At 70.0% G+C, this 15,111-nt stretch carries 13 protein-coding genes; 5 read left to right on the plus strand and 8 right to left on the minus strand.

Features of this window, described 5'->3' with window-relative positions; genetic code table 11:
* Positions 1-48 precede the first annotated feature (48 nt).
* The gene (pulA, locus tag BKA18_RS09855; RefSeq protein ID WP_366047144.1) at positions 49-2,691 is read right to left on the minus strand and encodes a pullulanase-type alpha-1,6-glucosidase; all 2,643 of its coding nucleotides are present in this window, start codon (positions 2,689-2,691) and stop codon (positions 49-51) included.
* 348 nt (positions 2,692-3,039) lie between these two features.
* Here pulA and BKA18_RS09860 point away from each other — a divergent pair, with 348 nt between their 5' ends.
* Together BKA18_RS09860 and BKA18_RS09865 are read left to right on the plus strand one after the other, a co-directional pair.
* On the plus strand, positions 3,040-3,522 hold the full coding sequence (locus BKA18_RS09860; protein WP_366047143.1) for a hypothetical protein: 483 nt from the start codon (positions 3,040-3,042) through the stop codon (positions 3,520-3,522).
* A gap of 70 nt (positions 3,523-3,592) precedes the next feature.
* Positions 3,593-4,384 carry a hypothetical protein gene (locus BKA18_RS09865; protein ID WP_366047142.1) on the plus strand — a complete coding sequence of 264 codons (792 nt, stop codon included), beginning with the start codon at positions 3,593-3,595 and terminating at the stop codon, positions 4,382-4,384.
* Positions 4,385-4,425: 41 nt separating this feature from the next.
* Here the strand turns inward: BKA18_RS09865 and BKA18_RS09870 are convergent, their stop codons facing one another.
* Positions 4,426-4,890 carry an ATP-binding protein gene (locus tag BKA18_RS09870; protein ID WP_006606017.1) on the minus strand — a complete coding sequence of 155 codons (465 nt, stop codon included), beginning with the start codon at positions 4,888-4,890 and terminating at the stop codon, positions 4,426-4,428.
* A gap of 139 nt (positions 4,891-5,029) precedes the next feature.
* Here BKA18_RS09870 and BKA18_RS09875 point away from each other — a divergent pair, with 139 nt between their 5' ends.
* Together BKA18_RS09875 and BKA18_RS09880 are read left to right on the plus strand one after the other, a co-directional pair.
* Positions 5,030-5,875, plus strand: a complete 846-nt coding sequence (locus BKA18_RS09875) for a helix-turn-helix domain-containing protein (RefSeq protein WP_366047141.1) — start codon at positions 5,030-5,032, stop codon at positions 5,873-5,875.
* A complete protein-coding gene (locus tag BKA18_RS09880) occupies positions 5,872-6,129 on the plus strand; it encodes a DUF397 domain-containing protein (RefSeq protein WP_366047140.1) in 258 nt (85 codons plus the stop codon). The genes BKA18_RS09875 and BKA18_RS09880 overlap by 4 nt, the downstream gene beginning before the upstream one ends.
* An 11-nt stretch (positions 6,130-6,140) precedes the next feature.
* On the opposite strand, the gene BKA18_RS09885 is transcribed toward BKA18_RS09880, so the two are convergent.
* From BKA18_RS09885 to BKA18_RS09910, 6 genes are all read right to left on the minus strand, one after another.
* Positions 6,141-7,172 (minus strand): hypothetical protein, encoded by a 1,032-nt coding sequence (locus BKA18_RS09885; RefSeq protein ID WP_006606014.1) that lies wholly within the window; start codon positions 7,170-7,172, stop codon positions 6,141-6,143.
* 316 nt (positions 7,173-7,488) lie between these two features.
* Positions 7,489-8,553: a LacI family DNA-binding transcriptional regulator gene (locus tag BKA18_RS09890; protein WP_429638294.1), complete on the minus strand. Its 1,065-nt coding sequence runs from the start codon at positions 8,551-8,553 to the stop codon at positions 7,489-7,491.
* The gene (locus BKA18_RS09895; protein WP_366047138.1) at positions 8,541-10,130 is read right to left on the minus strand and encodes a glycoside hydrolase family 13 protein; all 1,590 of its coding nucleotides are present in this window, start codon (positions 10,128-10,130) and stop codon (positions 8,541-8,543) included. The genes BKA18_RS09890 and BKA18_RS09895 overlap by 13 nt, the downstream gene beginning before the upstream one ends.
* Before the next feature lies 1 nt (position 10,131).
* Positions 10,132-11,007, minus strand: a complete 876-nt coding sequence (locus tag BKA18_RS09900) for a sugar ABC transporter permease (RefSeq protein WP_366047137.1) — start codon at positions 11,005-11,007, stop codon at positions 10,132-10,134.
* Positions 11,001-11,879: a carbohydrate ABC transporter permease gene (locus BKA18_RS09905; protein WP_429638390.1), complete on the minus strand. Its 879-nt coding sequence runs from the start codon at positions 11,877-11,879 to the stop codon at positions 11,001-11,003. The genes BKA18_RS09900 and BKA18_RS09905 overlap by 7 nt, the downstream gene beginning before the upstream one ends.
* Before the next feature lie 53 nt (positions 11,880-11,932).
* Positions 11,933-13,210, minus strand: coding sequence for an extracellular solute-binding protein (locus BKA18_RS09910; protein WP_366047135.1), 1,278 nt, complete (start codon positions 13,208-13,210; stop codon positions 11,933-11,935).
* A gap of 222 nt (positions 13,211-13,432) precedes the next feature.
* Here BKA18_RS09910 and BKA18_RS09915 point away from each other — a divergent pair, with 222 nt between their 5' ends.
* Positions 13,433-15,103, plus strand: coding sequence for a glycoside hydrolase family 13 protein (locus BKA18_RS09915; protein WP_366047134.1), 1,671 nt, complete (start codon positions 13,433-13,435; stop codon positions 15,101-15,103).
* Positions 15,104-15,111 lie beyond the last annotated feature (8 nt).

Consider the following 15,111-nt stretch of genomic DNA (forward strand, 5'->3'; position numbering starts at 1 on the left):
ATCTTGACCGAGTCGCTGATGCCCACCCATTCGCCGAGGCGGCCCCGCTCAGCCGCGCCGGAAGACCGCCACCGTGCGGGCCGGGACGGTGAAGGTGCCCGAGGAGGGTGCGTAGGACGCGGTGGCGGTGGTGTGGTCGGTGCCGTGGGCCTGGAGGGGGTGCAGGGCGTAGGGCTCGCCCGCGAGGGCCTGGACGGTCTGCTGCGCGCGCTGCGGCGTGGCGTTGAAGACGATGACGAGGTTGTCGAGGCGCATGGTGAGCACGCCCGGGGTCTCGTCCCTCCCGGACAGGGGGAAGGAGAGGGCCTTTTGTACCGCGGCGGTGGTGGGCAGGCCGAAGGCCGGTTCGGTGGCGTGGATGCGGAGCAGGTCGCGGTAGGCGGCGGAGGTTTGGTGGATTGCGGCGCACTCGGGGCGTAGGGCGGGGTCGGCCAGTAGGGGCCGGGCGTAGGGCCACTTGTCCTTGTTGTCGGCGGCCGGGGGCAGGCCGCGGCCGAAGCCGTTGCCGTCGGCGCAGTTCCAGTGCAGGGCGTTGAACCAGTCGCCGCTGTCGAAGGAGTTGCGGTCCAGGGACTTGGATCGCAGCAGGTCGGAGCCCGCTTGGGAGAGCGCCGGGCCCTGGGAGAGGGCGGCGGTGGCGAGGGCGAGCACCTGCATACGGGAGCGGTCGGCGGCGGCGGTGCGCTGCGGGAGCTTGTAGGCGAGCGCGTCGTAGAGGGTCTCGTTGTCGTGGGCGTCGGCGTAGGCGAGCGCGTCACCGGGGGCGGCGGCGTAACCGGCCGGGGCGCCGTTGTAGTCGACGCCGGAGCCCTTGACCTGGTGGCCTGTGCTGTCGGTGAAGGTGTAGTCGGCGAGGTTGCCGGTCAGGCCGACCTTCAGGAGGTCTTGGTAGTGGAGCAGCCGCGTGCGCTGTTCGTCCGGGCTCCCGTTGGCGGGTGAGGAGTTGGGGTCGGTGTACAGGCCGGAGGCGAAACCCTGGACGCGGGGGTCGGCGTCGAAGGGGCCGCCGCCGCGTACGGCGTCGCGGGCGCGGTCCGAGAAGGTCGCGACCCCGGTCCCTGCCATGTTCTGCTGGGTGGCCTGGACGAAGCGCGCGTCGTTCGCGGCCTCTCCGAAGTTCCAGCCCTCGCCATAGAGGATGACCGACTTGCCGTCCACCCCGTCCTTGGCCGGGGTCAGCGCGTCCAGCGCCTTGCGGACGGCCAGGATGTTGGCCTTGGGCTGGTGCCCCATGAGGTCGAAGCGGAAGCCGTCGACCTTGTACTCCTTGGCCCAGGTGACGACGGAGTCGACGACGAGCTTGCCCATCATGGTGTGTTCGGTCGCGGTCCCGGAGCAGCAGGTGGACGTGGCCACGCTGCCGTCGTCCAGCAGCCGCTGGTAGTAGCCGGGAACGATCCGGTCCAGTACGGAGTGCGGGTCCTGGCCGCTCGCGGCGGTGTGGTTGTAGACCACGTCCATGACGGTGCGCAGCCCGGCGCCGTTGAGGCCCTGCACCATGCGCCGGAATTCGACGGTCCGGGCGGCGCCGTCCGGGACGGAGGCGTACGAGCCCTCCGGGACGGTGTAGTGGAGCGGGTCGTAGCCCCAGTTGTAGGCGTCGCGGGCGGCCGTCTTGGTGACGCAGTCCTGCTGGCGATCGGAGTCGGGGGCGTAGGAGGTGAGGTCACAGCCGGGGCGGGCCTGGTCGGCGCGCTTCTCCGGGACGGTCGCGCTGTCGAAGGCCGGCAGCAGATGGACGTAGGAGGTGCCGGCGCGGGCGAGGGAGCGCAGGTGGCGCATGCCGTCGGAGCGTGGGTCGGTGAACGCCAGGTACTGGCCGGGGTGGCGGGAGGTGCGGTCCTCTACGGAGAAGTCGCGGATGTGCAGCTCCTGGATGCGGGCCCGGCGCAGCGGGACCGCGGCGGGCTTGTGCAGCCGTGTCCAGCCGGCCGGAGCGAGCTGCGGATCGGCGAGGTCGACGACCAGACTGCGCGCGGAGTCCGCGGTCAGCGCGGTGGAGTAGGGGTCGGTGACCTCATTGGTGACGGTCTTGCCGACGGAGGGGGCCCATACGGTGACGCGGTAGCGGTACGGCTTTCCGGCCCAGTCGCGCGCCCCGCGGACGCGCCACACGCCGCTGGTGTCGTCCCGGCGCATCGGGACCGTACGGCCGTCGAGTTCGAGGGCGACGGTGCGGGCGGTGGGCGCCCAGACAGCGAGGGTGGGGCGGCCGTCGCGCGAGAACACCGGCCCCAGGGCCGCGTGTTGGGCGCGGGCGCCGTACAGGTCGTCGAGGACGCCGGGTATCTGGACGCCGGTGGTGGTGCGCCGCCCGTCAGCGGTGCGCTGGCTGGCGTGCAGCGCGTCACGGAGGGCGGTACGGGCCAGGCCGCGGTCGCGGGGGTCGACGGTGAAGGCCGGATAGTGCGTCAAATGCGGATACGCGAGGCGTTCGGACGGGCTGAGGCTGCCCGGGACGAGCCGGAGGTGCGCGCCGTGGGTCCCGAACTCCAGGAGAGCGGGGGCGTGTTCGGCGCCCTTCCAGACGACGGTGTCGCGGTCGATCCACTGCGCCAGGGCCTGTTCCTGGCCGGACGGGGCGGCCGCGGCCGGTTGCGGCGGGGGCGAGACAAGCAGGGCCGTCGCGCCGAGGGCCAGGGCGAGGACAGCGGCCGGGCGCCGACGGGACCGGCGGGTGGTGGAGGACATGGGTCATGGTTCTAGCCGCGACGATTCGGTGGTGCAAGACCTTACGCAAGACATTGCAAGGGTGTTACGTTCCTTGCCGTAAGAGTCGGTCCGGTCGGCCGGAGACCCGTCTCAACGGGCCCTACGCGCCCGGCCGTCCGGACCGGCCCCCAACACGGAAGCCCGGACCGCCCCGCCCCCGCCTCGCGCCGGGGCCGGCAAGCGGACGCCCCAGAGCCCCCCCACCAACCCCCTGGGCCAACTCGCCACATCTGCACCCACCTTGAGATTCAAAACAATTGTGCGGGGTGGGGTGGCGTGGTTGGATTCGTCGCGGCGCGCCATGTACGCGACCAACTAGGGGGAATCATGATGAAGATTCGTATTGGTGGAGCATCGGCCGTGCTGGCCGTTCTGCTGGCCGCGGCTTCGACCATGCCGGCTCATGCCGACGACCACCACAGCAAGCCTGCGCACAGCTATCAGGCGATCGACGCCCAGGGCGCGCACGGCTTCCTGACCAAGGGGGACTACGCCCACTTCTCACACACCGTGCGGAACACGGTCAACGCGCACGGCTGGTGGAAGAAGATCGACGGCCCGGCGACACATGCCAAGATCACCATCTGGTTGCAGGTCAAGTTCGGCTCCGGGTGGAAGACTCTCGACAAGGGCGTCAAGACGGTTCCGCCGGGCGGTGGAAGCAACAAGCGGGCGGTCGCCAACTGGAAGTGCACCAACCTGATCGCGAAGAACCACTTCCGTACGGTGGTTGACGCGGACATCGTGGGCTACCCGGACAGCCCCGAGAAGCTCGTGACCAAGACGCAGACGCTGTACTGCGGCATCTAGCACCCGGCCGCGCTCGGATACCGGTCGGGTACAGAAAGGCCTTGGCGTGTACTACGAGACGCTTGTTGCCTTGCACGGAGTACTCGACCAGTATCCGTGGACGTCGCACCTCACCTGCGGGGACACCGGAAGCGAACTGTACGACCTCGCCATGCGCAGGTCGGAGGCCTACGGCTGGTACGCAACCGGCGGCTGGACCTACAAGTACGAGGGGTGGGGCGAGGCCCGTATCGTCCAGGACCCGGGACGCTGGGCCGATTGCCTGGCCGGTGGGGACTGGACGCAGGACGGGCAGGTCCGGGAGCTGGCCTGGATGTCGGCGGACATCCCGGACGACGTCCGGGAGCCGCGGCTCCCGGTCCTTCACGTGGCGCGCATCCTGTCGGACGCGATGAACCGGCTCGGGCGCGTCCGGTTCACCGGGCTGCATGCCGTCCTCCCGCTGCATGAGCTCGTCGGTGATGCCTCCGACGACCTGGAGGCGATGCGGAAGTGGTTCGCTCTCGCCGACCCGTCCGCGTCGGTGCCGGTGAGCGTCACCGCCGCCACCGGCCAGGCGGGATGGGGCAAGGAGACGGCCGTGCGCGACGCCGTCCGAGAGCGGCTCGGTGACCTCGCGGATGTCGACGTCGCCGGTGGACGGCTCGACCTGTCCGGCATGGCGGACGTGGACGGCGAGCACGGCTACAACAAGGGCCGTGAGCGGGGCGTGATGCGGTTCGCGTGCCGTGCGCCGGAGTGGTCGCCGGATGGGGCGGTGTGGCTGGTCGAGGTCGTCGGCGATGCGCTCCGCGCGGTCGGATGCGCGGAGCAGGTGGTGGTGACCGCCTCGCTGGCGTCCCGGCCCGACGCCCGCCGCTGAGCGGCCGGCCGTATCGCGTCCGCACCTGCCTCCGAGCGGCGCTACAGGTCCAGTTCGGCCCGGACGACCTTGCCGACCGCGTCGCGGTCGCGCACTTCCCAGCGGGCGGCGAGGGCCGCGACCAACAGCAGCCCCCGGCCCGTCTCGGAGTCGTCGGACGGCGGCGTGAGCTCGTCGGGGCACGGCGGGCGCCGCTCGGTACGGGTGTCGGCGACCTCGATGTGCAGAGCGCCCGGCCGCGAGGCATTCGACCGCAGGGCGAGCCGCAGTTCGAAGTCCCGGCCGGGGACCCGGCCGTGGGTGACGGCGTTGGCGGCGAGTTCGCCGACGATCAGTCCGACGGCGTCGGAGAGTCCGCACCCGTAAGGGAAGCCCCAGGCGTCGAGTTGCTGCACGGCGAGCCGCCGGGCGAGCCGGGCACCGCGGCGGGTGGCGCTGAAGCGCTGGGTGAACACACGTACGGTGACCGCGAGATGCTCCGCCGGAGGGGAGACGTGGACTGGCATGCCCCTACGGTGCCGCCCGTTTCTGCCGCATGACCAGGAATCCGGCCCGTACGGAGGGTCAGCGTACGGGCACAGGGGGTGGACAGTACGCGTTACGGAGAGTAATCATGGGTGCGTTGGGCGAAGGCCGAACGAGCACATGGAGGTGCAGAACATGACCGGCGGTACGGGCAGCGGTGAACCGGAATCCACGGACAGCCTCAAGGCATTCGGGGCCGTGGTCAAGGCCTTCCGGGAGCGGGCGGGGCTGACGCAGGAGGGCCTGGCCCTGCTGGTCCGGTTCTCGCCGCAGACCGTGGCCTCGATCGAGCAGGGGCGACGGCTGCCGCCACCCGATTTCATCGAGCGGGCGGAGGAGGTGCTGGATGCGTTCGGGGTGTTACGGGCGGCGGCCGTCCATCTGGCGCGGAAGCCGGGGATTGCGGCGTGGTTCCGGCAGTGGGCGGCGTTGGAGGAGCGGGCGATCAGTCTTTACACGTACGAATGCCGGTTGATTCCGGGGCTGCTGCAGACCGAGGCGTACTCGCGGGCGCTGTTCACGGAGCAGCTTCCGCCCCTGGACGACGAGCAGATCGAGGCGCAATGGGCGGCGCGGGCAGAACGCCAGCGGTTGCTGCGGGAGCGACCGAACACGGCGTACAGCTTTATCCTGGAGGAGCATCTGTTTCTGCGGCGGACTGGTGGGGCGGAGGTCACCAGGGAGCTCATCGAGCATGTTTTGGAGACCGTCGAGGCGAGGAACGTCGAGATCCAGATCATGCCGTTGGAGCGGAAGACCCATGCCGGGCTAGACGGGCCCATGCAGTTGCTGGAGACCCCGGAAAACCAGTGGTTCGCCTACAACGAGGGCCAACGATGCGGCCTGTTCATTTCCGACCCGAAAGAGGTCAGCGTCCTCCAGATGCGGTATGCCAGGATGCGCTCGCAGGCTCTCTCCCTTGATGACTCCTTGAGCCTGCTGAAGCAGATGCGAGGAGCGCTATGAACACCACTGATCTGGCTTGGTTCAAGAGCAGCTACAGCAGCGGCGGCGATGGCGACTGCGTCGAAATCGCCCTCTCCTGGCGGAAGTCCAGCTACAGCGGCAGCTCTGGCGACGACTGCATCGAGATAGCCCCCTCCCCCACCACCATCCACATCCGCGACTCCAAGGACAAGGCCGGCCCCCGGCTCGCCGTACCGGCCCAGGCCTGGGCGGCGTTCGTTGCGTACGCCGCCAAGGCAGGGGCTGCTCGCTAACCCGGTCACTGCTACTCCTGGTACTTGAAGTAGGTGACGGAGGTGCTGGACTGGGGGGACTGGACGTAGACCCGGGCAGGGATGGCGATCAGATGCTCCTGTCCTATGTTGTCCTCGGGTAGGGCATTGGTCTTGCGGACGACGATGTAGCCGACGTAGTAAGCGCCGTCGCGCCGACCTTGCAGGCTCCCCTTCTTGTCGCTCGGGAACGTGACCTTGGTTTCATCCTGCTGCTTGGTGCTCACCTTGTTGGTGGTGGTGGAGGAGTAGCTGTAGGTAAAGCTGGCCTCAGCGCCGAGCTCTCCCCCCGCTCCGCCCTTGTCTCCCGCCGGGGTGAGGGCGACCTTGGGTGTGAACTTGCCGCCCACCGCCCAGCCTTCCGTCGAGCTTTTCTCCTCCGTGGTCTCCCCCGCGACCGTGTACGTCTTCTCGCCCCCGCCTGCCATACCGCTACTGCCACCCACCTTGGGGTACTTGGAACCGTCCTTCTTGTCGAGCTTGCCGACGAAGACGCACGGATTCGCTTTGGCAGCATTCTGATCGACCCTGCCGCCTGGGGCGGGGGCATGCTTGCCCGCGCAGTACATCTCGGCGTGTTCCGCCCCGAGTTCGGGGCCGCCCCTCCCGAAGAGCGCGTCGTCGTTGGTGTCCCCACGGACCTCGGGATCGGTGAGGGTCGAATCCGCCAGCAGTTTGGCGGTCTCCCGCAACGGCTGGGGGTTGTTCGTCGTGTCCTCCGCGTACTTCTTCGCCGCCGCCTTGGCGTCCTCGACCGCCTGCTTGGCGTCGTACTGGGCCTGCACATCGTCCTTGTAGACGGGCATGACCTTGTTGTCCTTGTCCCGGTCGACGCCCTTCGGGTAGCCCATCACGCTCTCGGAGTCCGCGACGGGCGCATACCCGGGCACCGGCTTCCCCTCCTTGTCCTTCATCCCGTCCGTCCCCTCCATCCTGGCGACGACGTCCTGCTCCGACGAGTAGATCTTTGCGTTGTCGATCGGCTTCTGCTCGTCGGCAGCCGCGGCCGGTGACGCGGTACCCATCAGAGGCGCCGCGACAAGCGCTGCCGCAGCCAGCGCCGTGGCACTTCTGGCCCTTCCGCTGACCGCCCTACGCAGGGCGGCGGCTGAATTCGTCATGGCGTGACTCCCTATTTCCCGAACACTGCTTATGTCCGGCTTGCGCCGCCGGTTTCAGCCATTCGAAGCACGGCAGGGCCCGGTGTCCACGTCCCGGCCACAACTCTTCGGTCGGGCCCGCGCACCCACGGGGAGCCACAAGGCCGCACCCGTCCGCACCACGAAACGTGCGGGGGCCGACCACGGTTTTAAGCAGGTCAGAGCCGCTGTGGGCCAGAGGTCATGTCCCGACCGGGCCCGTCGATCCCCGTACGACGAGTTCCGGCTGGAACATGAACTCGGTGCGCTGGGGTGGGGCCTGGCGACCCTGCCCGCGCTCGTGGATCTCCTCGATGAGGGCGCCGACCGCGGCGGTCGCCATCGCCTGGACCGGCTGGCGCACCGTGGTCAGCGGCGGGTCGGTGAACGCGATCAGCTGGGAGTCGTCGAAGCCGACCACCGACACGTGCCCGGGGACGTTCAGGCTCCGGCGGCGCGCCGCGCGTACGGCGCCGAGGGCCATCAGATCGCTGCCGCAGACGATACCGGTGCAGCCGTCGTCGAGGAGCACGGCGGCGGCCGCGTCACCGCCCTCGACGCTGAACAGGGTGTGCTGGACGCGTCGTTCGGCCTGCCCCCTCGACAGGCCGAACGACTCCGCCAGCGCCGCCGCGAAGCCCTCGGCCTTGCGGCGGGAGGGCACATAGCGGGCCGGGCCGACGGCGAGTCCGATCCGCTCGTGGCCCAGCTCGGCGAGGTGGCGTACCGCCATCCGGGCCGCCGCGCCGTCGTCGGGTGAGACGAACGGGGCGTCGATGCGGTCGTGGTAGCCGTTGATGAGGACGAACGGGACGCCGCGGGAGGCCAGCCGGGCGTAGCGGGTGGGGTCGGCGCGGGTGTCCGCGTGCAGCCCCGACAGGAACACGATGCCGGTGACGCCGCGCTCCTCCAGCTGCTCGACGAGTTCGTCCTCGGTGGCCCCGCCCGGCATCTGGGTGCACAGCACCGGGGTGTAGCCGTGGCCGGCCAGCGACTGCTCGATGATCTGGGCGAAGGCCGGGAAGATCGGGTTGGTGAGTTCCGGGATGACGAGGCCGACCAGGCCCGCGCTGCGGCGCCGTAACCGGACGGGACGCTCGTAGCCGAGCACATCGAGCGCGGCGAGCACCCGCTGCCGGGTGCCCGCCGCCACGCCTGCCCGACCGTTCAGGACCCGGCTGACGGTGGCCTCGCTGACCTGCGCCTGGCCGGCGATGTCGGAGAGCCGGGGGGTGGCATGGGTATCGGGCAGGGTCACTCCTCCCACCAGATGGTGGTGTCGGCGGGCAGGACGAAGAAGTCCCCGTGAAGCGCGTCCAGTTGGCGGGATGAGAGCAGCACCCGACCTGGGACGGTCAGGCGAGCCGGAGTGTCCGTCGTGTTGACCGTACAGACCAAGCCGCCGGGGCGACGGAAGGCCACGACACCCTCGGGGGCGTCCAGCCACTCGACCGAGTCGCCCGCGCCCAGGGCGGGGTGGGTGCGCCGCAGGGACAGCGCGGTGCGGTACAGCTCCAGGGTCGAGTTGGGGTCGCCGGTCTGGGCCTCGACGGTGAGAGCGGCCCAGTCGGCGGGCTGCGGGAGCCAGCTGTCGCCGGTGCCGAAGCCGTACGGGGCCGTATCGCCGCTCCACGGGATCGGCACCCGGCAGCCGTCGCGCAGGCCCTCCTGGCCGGCGGCCCGGAAGAAGGAGGGGTCCTGGCGGACCTCGTCGGGCAGCTCGGTGACCTCGGGCAGGCCCAGCTCCTCGCCCTGGTAGAGGTAGGCGGAGCCGGGCAGGGCCAGCATCAGCAGGGTGGCGGCGCGGGCCCGGTCCAGGCCGCCGCCGAGGCGGGTGCGATGGCGTACGACATCGTGGTTGGACAGCACCCAGGTGGTGGGGGCGGCCACCGGGCGCATGGCGTCGAGGGAGGTGTCGATCGCCTCGCGGAGCGCGGCCGCGTCCCAACCGGTGTTCAGGTAATGGAAGTTGAAGGCCTGGTGGAGTTCGTCGGGGCGTAGATAGAGCGCGGTGCGTGCGACGGTGGGGGTCCAGGCCTCGGCGACCGCGATCCGCTCGCCCGCGTACTCGTCGAGGACGGTGCGCCAGGAGCGGTAGATGTCGTGCACCCCGTCCTGGTCGAAGAACGGCAGGACCTGGTTGCCGAGCAGCTTGAGCTGTTCGCCGTGGCCCATGTCGGGCAGGCCGGGGGCCTTGACCAGGCCGTGGGCCACGTCCACCCGGAAGCCGTCGACGCCCAGGTCCAGCCAGAAGCGCAGGACGGAGCGGAACTCGTCCCGGACGGCGGGGTGGTCCCAGTTGAAGTCGGGCTGCTCGGGGGCGAAGAGGTGGAGGTACCACTCGCCGTCGGGCACCCGGGTCCAGGCGGGGCCGCCGAAGAGGGACTCCCAGTCGTTGGGCGGCAGCTCGCCGTTCTCGCCGCGTCCCTTGCGGAAGTGGAAGCGCTCGCGGATCGTCGAGCCGGGGCCCTCGGCGAGCCCGCGGCGGAACCATTCGTGCTGGTCGGAGCAGTGGTTGGGCACGAGGTCGACGATGATGCGCAGGCCCAGCCGGTGGGCCTCGGTGAGAACGGCCTCGGCGTCGGGCAGGGTGCCGAACATCGGGTCGATGGCGCGGTAGTCGGCGACGTCATAGCCGGCGTCGGCCTGCGGGGAGGCGTAGAAGGGGCTCAGCCAGACGGCGTCCACGCCCAGGTCGCGCAGGTACGGCAGCCGGCTGCGGATGCCCGCCAGGTCCCCCATGCCGTCGCCGTTGCCGTCGGCGAAGCTGCGCGGATAGACCTGGTAGATCACCGCGTCGCGCCACCAGTCGGTGGCAGGAGTGCTGTGGTGCTGTGGAGTCATGTCAACCCTTGGTGGTGCCGGCGGTCAGTCCGGCGACGAGGTGGCGCTGGGCGAAGGCGAAGACGAGCGCGGCCGGGACGGCGATGATCACGGCGGCGGCGGTCATCGAACCCCAGTCGTTGGTGTACTGGTTGACGAAGGTCTGCAGCCCGCCGGCGAGCGTCAGGTTCTCCTCGCCGGTCATGAAGGCGGAGGCGTAGGCGACCTCGGCCCAGGCGGTGACGAAGGTGTAGAAGCCGGTGACGGCGAGGCCCGGGCGGGCCAGCGGCAGGACGAGCCGCCAGAAGGTGCCGAAGGGGTTGAGGCCGTCGACCCGGCCCGCTTCGTCGATCTCCACCGGGATGGTGTCGAAGAAGCCCTTCATCATCCAGGCGCAGAACGGGACGGCGATGGTGAGGTAGGTGATGACCAGGCCCGCGGGCTGGTTGAGCAGGCCGAGGCTCGCCAGCAGGTTGTAGAGCGGCACGATCAGCACCGCGACCGGGAACATCTGGGTGATCAGCAGCAGCCACATCAGCGGGCGCATCCCGGGGAAGCGGAAGCGGCTGACGGCGTAGCCGGTGGTGGCGGCGAGGAAGACACCGAGGACGGTGGTCACCCCGACGATGAGCACGGAGTTCTTGAACCAGGTCAGGAACTCGGTGTCGGCCACCACGTGGGTGTAGTTGGCGAGCGTGAAGTGGGTGACGAGGCCGGTGGAGAAGGCGTCGTTGCGGGGTTTGAAGGACGTCACCAGCAGCCACAGAGGCGGGAACACCGCGATCACGGCCGCGACGGCCAGGGTGAGGTGCAGTCCGGCGGACGCGAGCCGGGAGCGCTCGGAGCGCTTGCGGGGTGTGCCGGTGCGGGCCGGCGGTGTGCGGGTCACGGTCACCACACCTCTCCCTGCTTGCGCAGTGCTCTGCGGTAGACGACCGCGACGGCCGAGAGCAGGACGAGGATCAGGACGCCCCAGGCCGCGGACTCGGAGAAGTTGCGGGGGCTGTCGACGAAGGAGAGCCGGTAGGCGTAGGTCACCAGGATCTCGGTGGCGTCGCCGGGGCCGCCCCGGGTCAGCAGGAAGATCACCGGGAACATGTTGAAGGTCCAGATGGTGGAGAGCAGGATGACGGTGCTGCTGACGGCCCGCAGTCCGGGGACGGTGATGTGGCGGAAGCGCTGCCAGGCGCTCGCGCCGTCCATCTCGGCCGCCTCGTAGAGCTCACCGGGTATGGACTGGAGCCCGCCGAGGAGCGCGACGAGCATGAAGGGCACGCCCAGCCAGACGTTGACGGCGATGACCGAGAGCTTGGCCCAGGTGGGGTCGTTGAGCCACGGGACGGCGTCGATGCCGCCGCCGGCCAGCAGCTTGTTGAGGATGCCGTTCTTCTCGTTGTAGAGCATCCGCCAGGTGAAGACGGAGATGAAGGCGGGGACGGCCCACGGCAGGATCAGCGCCAGGCGGTAGAAGGTGCGGCCGCGCAGCGAGCGGTTGAGCATGTTCGCCAGGGCGAGGCCGGTCAGGAAGGTGATCGAGACGCAGGCGACGGTCCAGGTCACGGTCCAGCCGAGGCGGTCCCAGAAGACGCCGTCGGTGAGCACCGCCTTGTAGTTGTCCAGGCCGGTGAACTTGTAGGTGGCGGGGAGGTGGTTGACGCCGATGTTCCGCTCGACGTTGGCCTCGTTGGCGTCGGTGAGCGAGAGGAAGACGCCGCGCACCAGCGGGTAGCCGATGATCACCCCGATGACGAGTACCACCGGGGCGACCATCGTCCATGCGTACCAGTGGGTGCCCAGCGCCCGGCGCACCCGTACAGCAACGGTCACTTGTAGTCCTTGAGCAGCTTCCGGTAGGCGTCGCCGGTCGCCTTGGCGGCCTGCTCGGGCGTGGCGGAGCCGGTGAGCACCTTGTTCATCTCGACCTTGATCGGCTCGAAGAGGGAGTTGCCCTCGGCGATCCAGGGGCGCTGGACGGCACCGTCCACGGCGGGCTTGAAGAACCTGACCATCTCGTTGTTCTTGACGGCCGGCACGTCGTAGACGGACTTGCGGGTGGGCAGCAGGCTGAGCTTGTCGGTGGTCTGCTGCTGGACCTTGGCCGAGCTCATGTACTTCACGAAGGCGTAGGAGGCCTGGAGGTTCTTGCTGCCCGCGTACACGGAGAGGTTCCAGCCGCCCTGCGGGGAGCCCTGGGCCTTGGAGCCGGCGGGTACGGGGGCGACGCCGAGGTTCTCCTTGTCCTTGAAGGCCTTGCCGGCACGGGCGCCTTCGATGTCCCAGGGGCCGTCGACGGCCATCGCGACGGTGCCGTCCTTGAGGGCCTTGAGCTGGTTCTCCTGGCCGTCGGTGGCGTCGGTGACGGCGGCCTTGGAGTCGACCAGGTCCTTGATCGTCTTGAAGGCCTTGACGCCGGCGCCGTCGTCGATCTGCACGATCTTGTCGCGGGCGTCGACCATGTTGCCGCCCTCGCCGTAGAGGTAGGGCAGGAACCAGTAGGGGTCGTCGCCGCGCAGGTAGAGGGCGGTGGCGCCGGTCTTGGCCTTGATCTTCTTGGCGGCGGTGGCCAGTTCGGCGAAGGTCTTGGGCACCCCGACGCCGGCGTCCTTGAGGAGCTTCTTGTTGTAGAAGAGGCCGAGGGTGTCGATGACTTGGGGTGCGGCGTAGGTCTTGCCCTTGAACTTGGTGGAGCCGACGGCCTGCGGGAGGTAGTCGCCGGTCTTGTCGAGGGCGGGGGTGCCGTCGAGCGGGGCGAGGTAGCCGAGGTTGGCGAAGTCGGCGGTCCAGGCGACCTCGGTGCGCATCACGTCGGGGGCGCCGGAGTTGCCGCCGGCGGCGTTCTTGAATTTGGCGTTGGCGTCACCGAACGGGACGTTCACGTACTGAACGTGGACCTTCGGGTGCTCCTTCTGGAAACCTTCGGCAAGCTTGCGGTACGTCGCCTTCTCGGCGTCGTTGGAGGTGTCCCAGAAGGTAACGGTTCCGGACAGTTCGCCCCCGCTGTTGCCGCCGCTGCCGCCGTCACCCCCGCCGCACGCCGTCGCCGCCAGTGCCAGGCCCGCGACCAGCGCGGTGGCCGTTACGCCCCGTATGCCACACCGCATGTGAACTCCTTAGGGAAATGCCTCAGATGGCGGTCAGGAACGTAACAGCGCCGCAAACAAACCGAAAGACCTTGCGGCAAATTTCTGCAAGACCCCTGGAACGAATTGCAACGAGATGGCTGGAACGGGACCCTCCGGGCGCTCCCGGCACCGTCACCCCGCGCCCGCCCGAGCGTTGATTGCGTGACGGCATGCACGCCTCTCGACCGACAGGGACGGCAGATGACCCAGGAGCTCACTTCCCCCAGCCCCGCCCCCCGGGCCCCCGAGACCGGCCGGGATTCCCGGTGGTGGCGCGACGCCGTCATCTACCAGGTCTACGTGCGCTCGTTCGCCGACAGCGACGGCGACGGCATCGGCGATCTGCGCGGGGTCCGTGAGCGGCTGCCGTACCTCAGGGACCTGGGGGTGGACGCCGTCTGGCTCACCCCGTTCTACGCCTCACCGCAGGCCGACGGCGGCTACGACGTCGCCGACTACCGCGCCGTCGACCCGCTCTTCGGCACCCTCCAGGACGCCGACGATCTCCTCCGTACCGCCCATGACCTGGGCCTGCGGGTGATCGTCGACATCGTGCCCAACCACACCTCCGACCGGCACCCGTGGTTCCGGGACCCCGAACTCGCCCGGGAGCGCTATGTCTTCCGTCCGGGCAAGGGGCCCAGCGGCGAACTCCCGCCCAACGACTGGGAGTCGGTCTTCGGCGGCCCGGCCTGGACGCGTACCGACCGCGGCGACTGGTACCTCCACCTCTTCGCCCCCGAGCAGCCCGATCTGAACTGGGACAACCCGGAGGTGCACGCCGAGTTCGAGGCCATCATGCGTTTCTGGCTCGACCTGGGCGTGGACGGCTTCCGGATCGATGTCGCGCACGGCATGATCAAGGCGCCCGGTCTGCCGGACATCGGCCACGGCCAACAGGCCCAGCTGATCGGCACCCAGGTCCTGCCGTTCTTCGACCAGGACGGGGTGCACGCCATCCACCGCACCTGGCGCCGGCTGCTGGACGGTTACGGCGAGGCCCACGGCACGCAGGTGATCGGCGTCGCCGAGGCCTGGGCGCCCACCCCCGAGCGCCTCGCCCTCTACGTCCGCCCCGACGAACTCCACCAGGCCTTCAACTTCCAGTTCCTGAACGCCCCTTGGCAGGCCGGGGCGCTGCGCGCGGTCATCGACGCCTCGATCGCCGCCACCGCCTCGGTCGGCGCCCCCACCACCTGGGTCCTGTCCAACCACGACGTCGTACGCCACACCACCCGCCTCGGCGGCGGCCTGGACCGCGCCCGCGCCGCCACCCTCCTGATGCTGGCACTGCCCGGCTCCGCCTACCTCTACCAGGGCGAGGAGTTGGGCCTGCCCGAGGTCACCGACCTGCCCGACGAGGTCCGCCAGGACCCGGCGTTCTTCCGCGGCCGCCGCCCGGGCGCGGCAGCCGGTGCCGCGGCCGCCGACATCCCGGCTGCGGACGGTGGGGACACCAGCGGCCAGGACGGCTTCCGCGACGGCTGCCGGGTCCCGCTCCCCTGGTCCGGCGAGCAGCCGCCGTACGGCTTCGGGCCCGGTGGCAGCTGGCTGCCGCAGCCCGCCGACTGGCGCGCGCTGACCGTCGCCGCACAGACCGGCGACCCCGCCTCCACCCTGGAGCTCTACCGCACCGCGCTGTCCCTGCGGCGACGGCTGCCGGGGTTGGGCGACGGGCCGATGAGCTGGGTGTCCGCGCCCGACGGGGTGCTCGCCTTCCGTCGCCCCGGCGTGCTGTGCACCGTCAACACCCTGGGACGCGACCTCGCCTTCCCGGCGCCCGGGACCCCGCTGCTGGCCAGCTCGCCGGTGATCGTCAACGACGGCAGCGCGGTGCTGCCCGGTGACAGCTGCATCTGGTGGGCAATCTGACAGCAGAA

Source organism: Streptomyces auratus (assembly GCF_050433025.1).
Lineage (GTDB): Bacteria > Actinomycetota > Actinomycetes > Streptomycetales > Streptomycetaceae > Streptomyces > Streptomyces sioyaensis.

Coding starts and splice junctions, on each gene's coding strand:
- BKA18_RS09905 (WP_429638390.1), bottom strand. CDS start 11,879: ATGGTCGCCCCGGTGGTACTCGTCATCGGGGTGATCATCGGCTACCCG.
- BKA18_RS09870 (WP_006606017.1), bottom strand. CDS start 4,890: ATGCCAGTCCACGTCTCCCCTCCGGCGGAGCATCTCGCGGTCACCGTA.
- BKA18_RS09895 (WP_366047138.1), bottom strand. CDS start 10,130: ATGACTCCACAGCACCACAGCACTCCTGCCACCGACTGGTGGCGCGAC.
- BKA18_RS09915 (WP_366047134.1), top strand. CDS start 13,433: ATGACCCAGGAGCTCACTTCCCCCAGCCCCGCCCCCCGGGCCCCCGAG.
- BKA18_RS09860 (WP_366047143.1), top strand. CDS start 3,040: ATGATGAAGATTCGTATTGGTGGAGCATCGGCCGTGCTGGCCGTTCTG.
- BKA18_RS09885 (WP_006606014.1), bottom strand. CDS start 7,172: ATGGGTACCGCGTCACCGGCCGCGGCTGCCGACGAGCAGAAGCCGATC.
- BKA18_RS09880 (WP_366047140.1), top strand. CDS start 5,872: ATGAACACCACTGATCTGGCTTGGTTCAAGAGCAGCTACAGCAGCGGC.
- BKA18_RS09910 (WP_366047135.1), bottom strand. CDS start 13,210: ATGCGGTGTGGCATACGGGGCGTAACGGCCACCGCGCTGGTCGCGGGC.
- BKA18_RS09875 (WP_366047141.1), top strand. CDS start 5,030: ATGGAGGTGCAGAACATGACCGGCGGTACGGGCAGCGGTGAACCGGAA.
- pulA (WP_366047144.1), bottom strand. CDS start 2,691: ATGTCCTCCACCACCCGCCGGTCCCGTCGGCGCCCGGCCGCTGTCCTC.